General features: G+C 57.7%; 14 protein-coding genes. 11 read left to right on the forward strand and 3 right to left on the reverse strand.

Annotation, left to right across the window (positions count from 1 at the left end):
* Positions 1-62: 62 nt before the first annotated feature.
* Both D781_RS16655 and D781_RS16660 read left to right on the forward strand, forming a co-directional pair.
* Entirely contained in the window at positions 63-434 is a 372-nt protein-coding gene (locus D781_RS16655) for an MbeD/MobD family mobilization/exclusion protein (RefSeq protein ID WP_015673500.1), read from the forward strand.
* 54 nt (positions 435-488) lie between these two features.
* Positions 489-935 carry a DUF1198 family protein gene (locus tag D781_RS16660; protein ID WP_015673501.1) on the forward strand — a complete coding sequence of 149 codons (447 nt, stop codon included), beginning with the start codon at positions 489-491 and terminating at the stop codon, positions 933-935.
* 32 nt (positions 936-967) lie between these two features.
* Here D781_RS16660 and D781_RS16665 read toward each other — a convergent pair whose 3' ends face one another.
* Together D781_RS16665 and asr are read right to left on the reverse strand one after the other, a co-directional pair.
* The gene (locus D781_RS16665) at positions 968-1,294 is read right to left on the reverse strand and encodes a DUF2002 family protein (RefSeq protein ID WP_015673502.1); all 327 of its coding nucleotides are present in this window, start codon (positions 1,292-1,294) and stop codon (positions 968-970) included.
* Between the two features lie 418 nt (positions 1,295-1,712).
* Positions 1,713-2,027, reverse strand: coding sequence for an acid resistance repetitive basic protein Asr (gene asr / locus D781_RS16670; protein WP_041412187.1), 315 nt, complete (start codon positions 2,025-2,027; stop codon positions 1,713-1,715).
* Between the two features lie 619 nt (positions 2,028-2,646).
* Here asr and nrdH point away from each other — a divergent pair.
* The 4 genes from nrdH to nrdF are packed head-to-tail and all read left to right on the forward strand — an operon-like array spanning position 2,647 to position 6,391.
* Positions 2,647-2,883 (forward strand): glutaredoxin-like protein NrdH, encoded by a 237-nt coding sequence (gene nrdH, locus D781_RS16675; RefSeq protein WP_015673504.1) that lies wholly within the window; start codon positions 2,647-2,649, stop codon positions 2,881-2,883.
* Between the two features lie 9 nt (positions 2,884-2,892).
* Positions 2,893-3,297, forward strand: a complete 405-nt coding sequence (gene nrdI, locus D781_RS16680) for a class Ib ribonucleoside-diphosphate reductase assembly flavoprotein NrdI (protein ID WP_015673505.1) — start codon at positions 2,893-2,895, stop codon at positions 3,295-3,297.
* Positions 3,279-5,423 carry a class 1b ribonucleoside-diphosphate reductase subunit alpha gene (gene nrdE / locus D781_RS16685; RefSeq protein ID WP_015673506.1) on the forward strand — a complete coding sequence of 715 codons (2,145 nt, stop codon included), beginning with the start codon at positions 3,279-3,281 and terminating at the stop codon, positions 5,421-5,423. Before nrdI ends, nrdE begins: the two co-directional genes overlap by 19 nt.
* A 5-nt stretch (positions 5,424-5,428) precedes the next feature.
* The gene (nrdF, locus tag D781_RS16690) at positions 5,429-6,391 is read left to right on the forward strand and encodes a class 1b ribonucleoside-diphosphate reductase subunit beta (protein WP_071823851.1); all 963 of its coding nucleotides are present in this window, start codon (positions 5,429-5,431) and stop codon (positions 6,389-6,391) included.
* A gap of 61 nt (positions 6,392-6,452) precedes the next feature.
* On the opposite strand, the gene D781_RS16695 is transcribed toward nrdF, so the two are convergent.
* A complete protein-coding gene (locus D781_RS16695; protein ID WP_015673508.1) occupies positions 6,453-7,808 on the reverse strand; it encodes a 2-hydroxycarboxylate transporter family protein in 1,356 nt (451 codons plus the stop codon).
* 324 nt (positions 7,809-8,132) lie between these two features.
* On the opposite strand from D781_RS16695, the gene D781_RS16700 reads away from it, so the two are divergent.
* From D781_RS16700 to proW, 5 genes are all read left to right on the forward strand, one after another.
* Entirely contained in the window at positions 8,133-9,725 is a 1,593-nt protein-coding gene (locus D781_RS16700; RefSeq protein ID WP_015673509.1) for a sensor histidine kinase, read from the forward strand.
* Between the two features lie 21 nt (positions 9,726-9,746).
* Positions 9,747-10,433, forward strand: coding sequence for a response regulator (locus D781_RS16705; RefSeq protein WP_015673510.1), 687 nt, complete (start codon positions 9,747-9,749; stop codon positions 10,431-10,433).
* Positions 10,434-10,504: 71 nt separating this feature from the next.
* Positions 10,505-10,795, forward strand: a complete 291-nt coding sequence (locus D781_RS16710) for a hypothetical protein (RefSeq protein WP_124014457.1) — start codon at positions 10,505-10,507, stop codon at positions 10,793-10,795.
* 109 nt (positions 10,796-10,904) lie between these two features.
* Entirely contained in the window at positions 10,905-12,107 is a 1,203-nt protein-coding gene (gene proV / locus D781_RS16715) for a glycine betaine/L-proline ABC transporter ATP-binding protein ProV (RefSeq protein WP_015673511.1), read from the forward strand.
* The gene (gene proW, locus D781_RS16720) at positions 12,100-13,326 is read left to right on the forward strand and encodes a glycine betaine/L-proline ABC transporter permease ProW (protein WP_015673512.1); all 1,227 of its coding nucleotides are present in this window, start codon (positions 12,100-12,102) and stop codon (positions 13,324-13,326) included. The genes proV and proW overlap by 8 nt, the downstream gene beginning before the upstream one ends.
* Positions 13,327-13,361 lie beyond the last annotated feature (35 nt).

Here is a 13,361-nt window from a genome sequence, read left to right on the forward strand (position 1 = left end):
CTTGCGCGCGCTTTTCGTTATACTGCAGACAGACTACTGAGTGCCGCAAAGGGAAGAAGACCATGACTATGCGCGAGCTGGAAATCCAGTTTCAAAATGCAATGAATGAGTTGCAGGCCAGCTTCGAAAGGCAGCACCGCGAATGGCAACAAAGCTATGACGCTCTGCAACAACAGCTGGAAGAATCCAAACAGCGTGAAATGGCGCTGCTGGAGGAAGCCAAACGGCGTGAGGCCGTGCTGCATGCGCAAAATGAGCAACTGGCGCGTAAACTGAGCACCGCCACTTCCGTTCCGCAGCAGCATGCGCTGGTAAAACAGATCAAAATGCTGGGCGCACATCTGGACGCGCTGGCGAAAGACGCCGCCACGTTCAACCACCATCTGCAAAATCAGCAGCAGGCCGCAGGGAACTTCAGCGGCGAACAACACTAAGACGACGGGCGCCACCCCGGCGCCTCAGGTCATCACTGAGTAGAAACTACCGCCATGACGTGGATTATCATCGCTGTCCTGATCGTCGTATTTATCGCCGGCTACCGGATCCTGACGTCCGACACCCGCAAGGCCGTTGACTCGCTGGCCCAGTGGCTGCGGGTCAAACCCATGCTGATTGAGTCGATGATGCAAGAGATGGGCGCTCGCAACAGCCAGGCGTTTATTCGTATGCTGAATAATGGCTATACCGAAGAGATGCACCGGGCCGCCTACCTGCTGTTTATCTACGTCGCCTTTATCAAGGAGGCGGACGACGTCCAGCTCGCCCAGTGGCGCGATATGCTGATCCGCGCCGGCCTGTCGCCGGAGCTGAACGCGGAATACACGGAATCCGCCCTGTTTTACTTTGCCGAGCTGGATCTGGATGCGTTTGAACTGGCGCAGTTCCGCCGCGCCTATAATGCGCGCTTTAATCTGGACGCGGTAGCCAACGGCTGATTAGCGGCGCAACGCAACCCGCAGCGCCGGAATTACAGAAACATGCTGTAGAGGTAGCGGGTCAGCGCTTCGCGCGAGCTGAAACCGTGGGGAATGCCGTAACGCTGGCCGCTGACGTCCAGCGGGAATTCAAGGTATTGCTCGCTGGCGCGCACCGGCGACGCCGGCGTCGCAAAATAGCGGCTGCGCTCTTTTAACGCCGGGTGTATCACCAGCGCGGTTCTGCCCATCCGGGCTTCCCGGTTCACATACACATAGTGCTCATCCTTACGGTAACCGTAAGCCTGGTCACTCATCGAGTCGCACTTGAAGCCGGCACTCTCCAACACCTTAGCCACTTCATCCGGCCGTAAATACATCGCTTTCTCCTCTCATTCCTGACTGCCGTGCGACCTTACCGGAATCATTGGCTGAAACAATAATTTTTCGCCCTCTACGCGGGGGTTTCAGACTATTCTTGACGTACGGTTTATGGCGGCATGGCGCAGCCTTCTGCCATGCCAGACAGGCGTTTGGCGGCGCAGCGAGCGGGAAAGTTATGCGGGATCTGCCAGGGCAAACGAGCGCCGACAAACGGCAGTGGTGCTTACAAAAAGTGGTTCAGAAACAGCCACCAGGCCACCAGCAGCCCGCACAGGGTAAGTACGCTGCAGATCAGCGCCAACAGATAGCGATTTATCATGACCGGCGGCCCTAAAAAAACACCCGGGGGGGACCGGGTGTCGGGATCAGACTTAATCAGCCAGACGCCTGGCGTCTGGCATTACCATCAGTTATTCAAGCGGCTTTCTTGCCTTTGCCGGCTTTTTTGTGATGTTTTTTAGCGGCCTGCGCTTTTTGCGCCGGGGCTTTTTTAGCGTGTTTTTTCGCTTTTGCAGCCTGAGCTTTCTGCTCTGCGGCTTTTTTATGCGCTTTCTTGTGGTGAGTTTTCTTGTGGCTGGTTTTTGCCGGCGCTTTGGTCGCAGCAGCTGCCGGTGCGGCAGCGGTCGCAGGTGCAGCAGCGGTTGCCGGCGCAGCCGCGGTTTCAGCCGCGAAAGCAACGGAAGACAGACCCATCGTTGCCGCAACAGCCAGAGCTAATAATTTTTTCATCATTACATTCCTCAGTACGTTCTTCGGTAAGCCCCCGTGGGCCGTTGCAGCAGATACTAGAAGAAGCACCGTCGCCTTTCCGTGAGTGATTGGTTTCCTTGAGTAACCAAATGTACAAACCCGCGGACGCTGACTGTCACACTTGCCGATGCGCAGCTGAAAAAATGGTCTACACTATCAAGATGTGCTGATGAATATGTGCATGACAAACCTTGGCAGAACGTGGGCATCACGCCCGACGCGCTGCCGGCCCGGCGTTAACACCCCTTGCAGTCATAAAGATAAAACAGATGTGCGTCTGGCCCGCGGGAAACCGCGGGCCGCTTACTTTCATCCCTCCGTAACACCGCCGGCTCAGCGCCAAGCCAGCCGGATGCCCCCTGCGTTTACCGCCATAAAAAAATTTTCCACCACCGATCCAGCCCCGGCGCGGCCTCAGACCAAAACCCGACAAAACACCATATATAGCGTGGTTGATAAAATTTAGATCAATATCTAGTATCTTAAACATCAACCACGGGGACAGCGTACGGGTTGATGACGCGTCAGGAAATGCCAAACCCGCTTGCGCTTTCTGACTTTACCGCCTTTCCTTCAGACCAAAAGGTAAATGCGAATCATGAGTATTATTATTTACAGTAAACCGGACTGCGTCCAGTGCAACGCAACCTATCGCGCATTCGATAAGCAGGGAATTGCCTATCAGGTGGTCGATCTCACTCAGGATCGGCAAGCGCTCAACCATGTCAAATCATTAGGCTACCAGCAGGTTCCGGTGATCGTTGCCGGCGACGATCACTGGTCGGGTTTTCGCCCCGACAAGATCGGCGCACTGCTTCACGCCGCGGCATCGTGAGCCAGGTTGATGAACCCACTGGTCTATTTCTCCAGCAGTTCGGAGAACACGCACAGGTTTGTTGAAAAACTTGGGCTGCCGGCGATCCGCATTCCCATCGCCGGCAGCCGCGAAAAGCTGCAGCTGGATCAACCCTACATTTTGGTCGTACCCAGCTATGGCGGCGGCAGCGCCACCGGCGCGGTACCGATCCAGGTGATCCGCTTTCTCAACGATCCGCACAATCGTGCTTATCTGCGCGGCGTCATCGCCGCCGGCAACACCAACTTCGGCGCAGCGTATGGCATCGCCGGCGAGATTATCGCCCAAAAATGTCAGGTGCCTTTTCTCTACCGCTTTGAACTGCTCGGCACCGCACAAGACGTTGCAAACGTACGACAGGGAGTAACCGCATTTTGGCAACGACAGAATTGATCCGACCCGGCGCTGAGACGCTGGACTACCACGCGCTCAACGCCATGCTCAATCTTTACGACGCCGAGGGGCGCATCCAGTTTGAGCGGGATAAACAGGCGGCGCGCCACTATTTCTTGCAGCACGTGAACCAGAACACGGTGTTTTTCCACAATCTGGCGGAGAAGCTGCGCTATCTGGTGGATGAAGGCTATTACGAGCCACAGGTGCTGACGCAGTATGAATTCCCGTTTATCAAGCAGCTGTTCAAGCAGGCCTATGCCAAGAAGTTCCGCTTTGCCACCTTCCTCGGCGCCTTTAAGTATTACACCGGCTATACGCTGAAGACCTTCGACGGTAAACGCTACCTGGAGCGCTATGAGGACCGGGTATGCATGGTGGCGCTGACGCTGGCGGCCGGCGACACCACGCTGGCGCAGAATCTGGTGGAAGAGATGATCGCCGGACGTTTTCAGCCGGCGACGCCCACCTTCCTCAACAGTGGTAAAAAACAGCGCGGCGAGCTGGTTTCCTGTTTCCTGCTGCGCATCGAAGACAATATGGAGTCGATCGGCCGGGCGGTGAATTCCGCGCTGCAGCTGTCGAAGCGCGGCGGCGGCGTGGCCTTTTTGCTGAGCAACATCCGCGAAGCCGGCGCGCCGATCAAGCGGATTGAGAACCAGTCGTCCGGAGTGATCCCGATCATGAAGATGCTGGAGGACGCCTTCTCCTACGCCAATCAGCTGGGCGCCAGACAGGGCGCCGGCGCGGTGTATCTGCACGCCCACCATCCGGACATTCTGCGCTTCCTGGACACCAAGCGCGAAAATGCCGACGAAAAAATCCGTATCAAGACGCTGTCCCTCGGCGTAGTGATCCCGGACATCACCTTCGAGCTGGCGAAAAACAATGAAGAGATGTACCTGTTCTCGCCGTATGACGTCGAACGGGTGTACGGCATGCCGCTGTCGGAACTCAGCGTCAGCGAAAAATACCGGGAAATGGTGGACGACAAGCACATCCGCAAGTCGCGCATCAACGCGCGTGAGTTCTTCCAGCTGCTGGCGGAAATTCAGTTTGAGTCCGGTTATCCCTATATTATGTTTGAAGATACGGTGAACCGCGCCAACCCGATTGCCGGCCGCATCAATATGAGCAACCTGTGTTCGGAGATCCTGCAGGTCAACCGCGCCAGCCATTACCACGCCGACCTCAGCTATCAGCAGATCGGCAAGGATATCTCCTGCAATCTGGGCTCGCTGAACATCGCCAAAACCATGGACGCGCCGGACTTCGGCAACACGGTGGAAACCGCCATCCGCGCGCTGACCGCGGTGGCCGAGATGAGCGATATCAGCGCCGTGCCCTCCATTGCCGAAGGCAACCGCGCCTCACGCGCCATTGGCCTCGGCCAGATGAACCTGCACGGCTATCTGGCGCGCGAGCGCATCTTCTACGGCTCGCCGGAGGGGATCGACTTCACCAATATCTATTTTTACTGCGTCGCCTACCACGCCCTGCGCGCCTCCAATCGGCTGGCGATCGAGCGCCAATGCAGCTTCGGCGGCTTTGAACAATCGGCCTATGCCAGCGGCGAGTACTTCAGCAAATATATCGACCGTCAGTGGCTGCCGCAGACCGAGCGGGTAAGCGCACTGTTTGCCGACGCGGGGGTCGCCATCCCGACGCAGGCGGACTGGCAGGCGCTGCGCCAGTCGGTGATGCTGCACGGTTTGTACAACCAAAACCTGCAGGCGGTGCCGCCGACCGGGTCGATTTCCTATATCAACAACTCCACCTCCAGCATCCACCCGATCGTCTCGCGCATCGAGATCCGCAAGGAAGGCAAGATCGGCCGCGTCTATTACCCGGCGCCCTATATGACCAATGACAATGTGGAGTATTACCAGGATGCCTACGACATCGGCCCGGAAAAAATCATCGATACCTACGCCGCCGCCAGCCAGCATGTCGACCAGGGGCTGTCGCTGACGCTGTTCTTCCGCGACAGCGCCACCACCCGCGACATCAACCGGGCGCAGATCTACGCCTGGCGCAAAGGCATCAAGACCATCTATTACATCCGTCTGCGTCAGATGGCGCTGGAAGGCACCGAAGTTCAGGGCTGCGTGTCCTGCGCACTGTGAGGAACATGATGAAACTGCAGAGAGTCCAGGCGATCAACTGGAATAAAATCGAAGACGATAAAGATCTGGAAGTGTGGAACCGGCTGACCGCCAATTTCTGGCTGCCGGAGAAGGTGCCGCTGTCGAACGACATACCCTCCTGGGGCACGCTGACGGCGAAGGAGCAACAGTTGACCATCCGCGTCTTCACCGGTCTGACGCTGCTGGACACCATTCAGAACACCGTCGGCGCGCCGATGCTGATCGGCGATGCCCTCACCCCGCACGAGGAGGCGGTCTATTCCAATATCAGCTTTATGGAAGCGGTGCACGCGCGCTCCTACAGCTCGATTTTTTCCACGCTGTGCCAGACCCGCGACGTCGATGAGGCTTACCGCTGGAGCGAAGAGAACCGCGCGCTGCAGAAAAAGGCCGATATCATCCTGGCGCACTACCGCAGCGACGATCCGCTGCTGAAAAAGGTCGCCAGCGTGTTTCTGGAATCCTTCCTGTTCTACTCCGGCTTTTATCTGCCGATGTACTGGTCCAGCCGCGCCAAGCTGACCAATACCGCCGATCTGATCCGTCTGATCATCCGCGATGAGGCGGTGCATGGTTACTACATCGGCTATAAATTCCAGAAAGGGCTGGAGCGGGTCGACGCCGTCCGCCGTCAGCAGGTGAAGCGCTTCGCCTTCGACCTGCTGCAGGATCTGTACGAAAACGAAGTGCACTACACCGAAGAGCTGTACGACGAGGTGGGCTGGACCGAAGAGGTAAAAACCTTCCTGCACTACAACGCCAACAAGGCGCTGATGAACCTCGGCTACGAGGCGCTGTTCCCGGCCGCCATGGCGGAGGTCAACCCGGCGATTCTGTCGGCGCTCTCGCCCAACGCCGATGAGAACCACGACTTCTTCTCCGGTTCGGGGTCGTCGTACGTGATTGGCAAGGCGGTGATCACCGAGGATGAAGACTGGGCGTTTTAAGCAGCTAAAAAAAAAGCCCCGTGGGGACGGGGCAAGGCAAAGAACAAACTAAGGAATAGCCTCAGGCAAAGAAGTGCGACAACACCAGCAGAGAAAGGGAGACGTTGATCGCGCCGCCGATGCGGGTGGCGATCTGGGCAAACGGCATCAGCGACATGCGGTTGCCCGCCGTCAGGATCGCCACGTCGCCGGTGCCGCCCTGCCCGCTCTGGCAGCAGGAAACGATGGCGACATCGATCGGGTGCATGCCGATTTTCTTACCGACCAGGAAGCCGGTGCCCACCAGCGCGCCGACGGTGCAGACGATCACGATCAGATTTTGCAGGGTAAAGGCGTCCACCAGCTCCTGCCACGGGGTAATCGCCACGCCGACGGCGAACAGAATCGGGTAGGTCACCGCGGTGCGGAAAAACTTGTACACCACCTGCGAGCCTTCCTGAATCCGCGGCGACACGCCGTGCGCCAATTTGACCGCCACCGCGGCAAACAGCATGCCGACCGGCGCCGGCAGGCCAATCATACGGTGCAGCAACATTCCTACCATATACAGCAGAATAGCCAGCAGCGCGCCGCAGGCCAGGGTGCTGACGTCGACCTTACCGCTGACTTTTTCCACCGCCGACATTTCGCCGTCGCCCGCCTTGCTCGGCATCAGGCTGCCTTCGCCGGTCAGGTGCGGATAGCGCTTGCCCAGCTGGTTCAGCAGGCCGGCCATAATGATCGCCGTCAGGCTGCCGAGCATAACGATCGGCAGAATGCGCCCCAGCGCCACGCCCTGTTCCATATGCAGGATCGTCGCGTAGCCCATCGACAGCGGGATCGCCCCTTCGCCGACGCCGCCGGCCATGATCGGCAGGATCAGGAAGAAGAAGATCTGGAACGGCTCCAGCCCCAGCGCCATGCCGACGCCCATCCCCACCAGCATGCCGACGATCTCGCCGCATAGCATCGGTACAAAAATGCGCAGGAAGCCCTGAATCAGCACCTGGCGGTTCATGCTCATAATACTGCCGACGATAATGCAGCAGATATAGAGATAAAGAATATTGGTCGACTTATAGAATTTGGTGGTCGACTCCACCACCACGTCCGGCAGCAGACCGTAATGCACCAGCGCGGAAGGGATAAAGGTCGCGCAGATCGCCGCCGCCCCCATTTTCCCCACCAGCGGCAGGCGCTTGCCGAACTCGCCGCAGGCAAAACCAAAAAAGGCCAGCGTCGCCACCATCACCACGATATCGCTGGGCAGCTTACCCGCCAGACAGTCGAGCAAAATAAGCCCGCCGGCCAGCAAAAAGAACGGCAGCGGAATAATGCCTATTTTGTAATTGTCCAAAATCCGCCACCACTTTTCCCGCAGCGGAACGTCTGCGGTCTTATCGCTGGCAACGAGATAAGAATCATCAGTTGTGCTCATAATCTGGCCTCTTATTGGTTTGTTCAGCCATCATAGATAATGCAACAGATTATTCGCTGTGATTCTGTTCAAAGATAAAAAGGGTTTTTAATGGTGGTTATGGTTTCTATGGTGTTTATTCAGATTATGTCAAATTCGGCGTGGTGTTAATGGTTTCAAAGATAATTTAATTTAAACTTTACTGAATTATAAACAATAGCGCCGAATTCACCGCGGCAAGTATAAAGCGGCGGCGACGATCACAACTTGATCGAACGCAATACGCCTTACGACGCATCTCGTGATAGGGTAAGCACCCAATCAGCTTCCCGAACGACGGCCGCCATGCGTAGAAAACTCTCATTTCAAATCAAACTGTTTCTGTGTCTGGTTGCGTTTTCCTGCCTGCTGCTGACGCTGATCGGCGCCTATACCTATTACCAGCTGGACGCCCAGCTGCACCGCGATCTGGGCGCGCGGGCGCAGGTGCAGGCCCGCGAAATCGCCCTGATCCCCTCGCTGTCGCAGGCGGTGCAGCGGCAGGATCCCCACGCCATCGCCGCCCTGCTGAAAAAGATCCGCGCCAGCAGCGACGCCAGTTATATTGTGATCGGCGATCGCCACGCGCGCCATCTGTATCATTCCGAATATCCCGGCCGTTACGGCACGGCAATGGTCGGCGGCGATAATAAAGAGGTGCTGGAAGGTAAAAGTATTATTTCCATTCGCAAAGGCGGCATCGGAATTTCATTACGCAGTAAAGCACCGATCGTCGATGACAATAATCAGGTGATCGGTATTGTTTCGGTCGGCTACCTTAAATCACATATCGATAATTTAAATGCGCGCACCCTGACGCAAATTATCGGTTCGATTATTCTGCTGCTGATCGCGCTGTTTATTTTCTCCTGGCTGCTGTCTAAAAATCTTAAACGGCAGATGTTCTGGCTGGAGCCGCAGGATATCGCCCTGCTGGTGCGCCAACAAAAGGCGCTGCTGGAAGCCATTTATGAAGGGGTGATCGCCATCGATCCCCAGCAGAAGATCATCACCATCAACCACGCCGCGCGCGAGCTGCTGGATCTGCGTCAGCCGGCCGGCAGCCTGATGGGACGCGATATCGCCGAGGTGATCCAGGCGCAGCCGGATTTCTTCAGCCCGGCGCAGCTCGCCCAGGATTGCCACGACGAAGTCTGCCGTTTTAACCACGTCCGGGTAATCGCCAACCGGGTGCGCATCATGCAGGACGATCGCCTGCAGGGCTGGGTCATCAGCTTCCGCGATAAAAATGACATCAATACGCTGAGCAGCCAGCTCAGCCAGGTGAAGCGCTACGCCGACAGCCTGCGCATCATGCGCCACGAGCAGCTTAACTGGACCGCCACCCTCGCCGGGCTGCTGCATATGCAGCGCTATGATGAAGCAATACGCTACGTCGAGGCCCAGTCGGAAGGCGCGCAGGAGATCCTCGACTTTATTTCGCAGCGTTTCAGTTCCGCCGCACTGTGCGGCCTGCTGCTGGGCAAATACGCCGGCGCGCGGGAGAAAGGCGTAGAGCTGCGTTTCGACCCCGCCTGCCAGCTGCGCCAGATACCGGCCGCGCTGAATGAAACCGAACTGATGTCGATTATCGGCAACCTGCTGGATAACGCGGTGGAAGCAACCCTGCATTGCGCTGCGCCGCACGACGCGGTAGAACTCTATATCAACGATAACGGCAATGAGCTGGTGATTGAGGTCGCCGACCACGGCAGCGGCATCGCGGCGCAGATACGCGAGACGCTGTTTGACCAGGGCGTATCCACCAAACCGCACGGCGATCACGGCATCGGCCTGCACCTGGTCGCCAGCTATGTCGCCCAGGCGCACGGCAGTATCGAAGTGTCGGACAATGAGCCGCACGGCGCCATTTTTTCCCTGTTTATCCCCAAGCATTGATAACGAACGGGCACCCGAAGCATGCAACCTGAAGCACTGGACGTTTTGATCGTCGAAGATGAACCGCAGCTGGCAACGCTGCATGCAGAGTTTATCGAAAAGAATTTTAACCTGCGCGTCGTCGCCTATGCCGCCACCCTGAGCGAGGCGCGGGCCAAGGTCAACGCGCAGCGGCCGCGCCTGATCCTGCTGGACAATTACCTGCCGGACGGGCAAGGCATTGATCTGATGGAAGAGCCGGCGGTTAAAAATCCCGGCTGCTCGGTGATCTTTATCACCGCCGCCAGCGATATGCACACCTGCAGCCAGGCCATTCGTAACGGCGCCTTTGATTACATTATCAAACCGCTGTCGTATAAACGGCTGCGCAACTCGCTGGAGCGTTTTATGCAGTTTGTGCAGACCCAGCGCACCTTTAAAGTGATCGACCAGAGCAACGTCGACGCCCTGTACAACCTGCAGTCCAAGCAGTTCTCCACCGAGCCGAGCGCCAAGGGCATTGAACCCAATACGCTGGAACTGGTGCAGGCGCTGTTTCTGCGCCGGCCAGATTATGCCCATGCGGTCGAAGATATCGTCGAACAGGCCGGCATCAGCAAAACCACCGCGCGCCGCTATCTGGAGTACTGCGTCAGTACGCAGTTCGTTCGGGTTGAGATGGTGTACGGCAATATCGGCCATCCCAGACGCTTGTACCGCAAGGCGTAGCCTGACATCAGGCTGTCACAGTCGCCGGTTACACTGCCCCGGCGATATCCCCTCGATGTCGACGTCTGTTGTTGAATACTGATGAATTTCACCCGGCCATCCGCCGGGTTTTTTATTATTTCCGCCGAGCGGAAATTTACCCGCCGCGCCGCCATTCAGCGCGAAAAAATAGCCTTAATGCAGGTCAGTTTTTTCCTGATAAATATCGCCACACCCTTCATCCGCAGGCTGCGGATATTTATCAGAAAATCCGCCCTCTGCAGTGGAATATTTTGCCATCACCGCCAATAATTTTAATCATTGGCAATTCTACCATAGCCAAGATAATGCCTGATGTAAACCGCCGTTCCAGGCATTTATAACATTGAGACTTGTCTCAAATGCTCACTGTGTTAGGGTATGAAGCACTATTATTTTCGTATTAGGAAGTTCTTTATCGTTTGAAATAAACCAGAGGAAACAGCACATTGCATGTCAATTAAAATAGAAGTCAAGAATCTATATAAAATATTCGGTGAACATCCGGATCGCGCATTTAAGCTGATAGACAAAGGGTTCAGCAAAGACCAGTTGTTTGAAAAAACCGGACTTTCACTTGGCGTGAAAAATGCCAATCTGGCCATTGAAGAAGGCGAAATCTTCGTCATCATGGGGCTTTCCGGCTCAGGGAAGTCAACCCTGGTACGCCTTCTCAATCGTCTGATCACCCCGACCCGCGGCGAAGTACGCATCGACGGCGAAGATATTGCAAAAATATCGGAGTCTGCGCTGCGCACGGTACGCAGAAATAAAATCAGCATGGTGTTCCAGTCATTTGCGCTGATGCCGCACCTGAATGTCATCAATAATACGGCCTTCGGCATGGAACTGGCCGGTATTCCGCTGCAGGAACGGCAGCAAAAAGCGCTGGAGGCGCTGCGCCAGGTCGGGCTGGAAAATTATGCCCACTCCTACCCGGATGAACTGTCCGGCGGTATGCGCCAGCGCGTCGGCCTGGCCCGCGCCATGGCGAATAATCCGGATATATTACTGATGGACGAAGCCTTCTCGGCGCTCGATCCGTTAATTCGCACCGAGATGCAGGATGAGCTGGTGAAATTGCAGGCCAAACATCAGCGCACCATCGTCTTTATTTCCCACGATCTGGATGAAGCCATGCGCATTGGCGATCGCATCGCCATTATGCAGGGCGGCGAAGTGATTCAGGTCGGCACGCCGGATGAAATTCTCAATAATCCGGCCAACGACTATGTCCGCACCTTCTTCCGCGGCGTCGATATCAGCCACGTCTTCAGCGCGAAAGATATCGCCCAGCGCCGTCCGGTCACCCTGATTCGCAAGACCCCCGGTTTCGGCCCGCGTTCGGCGCTGCGTCTGCTGCGCGACGAAGACCGCGGCTATGGCTATGTGCTCGACCGCGGACAGAAGTTTGTCGGCGTGGTGTCGATAGATTCGCTGGAAAAAGCGCTGGAGGCCAATCAGAGCCTCGATGACGCGCTGCTGGAGGCTCCGGCGCCGGTCGCCGCCGATATGCCGCTCAGCGAACTGATTTCGCTGGTGGCGCAGGCGCCCTGCGCCGTACCGGTTATCGACGACGAGCACACCTATATCGGAATCATCTCCAAAGCCATGCTGCTGCAGGCTTTAGATAAAGAGGGCCCAGCGAATGAGTGATGATAAAAACCAGGATCCATGGGCAAGCGCCTCTGAACAGCCGGACGCCCCGGCGCAAAACGCACCGGCTCATGACGCGCCGGCACACAATCCCCCGGCGCATGACGCCCCCGCAGGCGGCAGCGGCGATCCCTGGTCAACCGGCGGCTCCGCCGGCGATGCGCCCGCCCAGGCGCCGGCCGGCCACGGCGCCGACGCCTGGTCCGCCAACCCGCCGCCCGCGGCACACGACGCCGGACAGCAGGCCGCTCAGGGCGGTGCGGACTGGCTGAACAGCGCACCGGCCCAGCCGGAGCATTTCAACCTGCTTGACCCGTTCCACAAGGCCTGGGTGCCGTTCGACTCCTGGGTCACACAGGGCATCGACTGGCTGGTGCTGCATTTCCGCCCGCTGTTTCAGGGCATCCGCGTGCCGGTCGATTTTATCCTGAGCGGTTTCCAACAGCTGCTACTGGGCATGCCGGCGCCGATCGCCATTATCCTGTTCTCGCTGATCGCCTGGCAGCTGTCCGGCCTCGGCATGGGCGCCGCCACGCTGGTGTCGCTGATCGCCATCGGCGCAATCGGCGCCTGGTCGCAGGCGATGGTCACGCTGGCGCTGGTGCTGACGGCGCTGTTCTTCTGCATCGTTATCGGCCTGCCGCTGGGTATCTGGCTGGCGCGCAGCAGGCACGCCGCCAAAATCATCCGGCCGCTGCTCGACGCCATGCAGACCACGCCGGCGTTCGTCTATCTGGTGCCGATCGTCATGCTGTTCGGCATCGGTAACGTGCCGGGCGTAGTGGTGACCATTATCTTCGCCCTGCCGCCGATCGTGCGCCTGACGATCCTCGGGATCAATCAGGTGCCGGAAGATCTGATCGAGGCGGCGGAGTCATTCGGCTCCAGCCCGCGCCAGCTGCTGTTCAAAGTACAGCTGCCGCTGGCGATGCCGACCATTATGGCCGGGGTTAACCAGACGCTGATGCTGGCCCTGTCGATGGTGGTGATCGCCTCGATGATCGCCGTCGGCGGTCTGGGGCAGATGGTGCTGCGCGGCATCGGCCGCCTCGATATGGGCCTGGCCGCCGTCGGCGGCGTCGGCATCGTGATTCTGGCCATCATCCTCGACCGCCTCACCCAGTCGCTGGGGCGCGACAGCCGCAGCAAAAGCGCGGGCCGCTGGTATACCCACGGCCCCGTCGGTCTGCTGACCCGGCCCTTTATGAAAAAAGCCTGAGAAGTTTTCCCGCCGGCAGCGTTCCGGCGGGCCAC

Origin of the sequence: Serratia sp. FGI94, assembly GCF_000330865.1 — a bacterium.
GTDB lineage: Bacteria > Pseudomonadota > Gammaproteobacteria > Enterobacterales > Enterobacteriaceae > Serratia_B > Serratia_B rubidaea.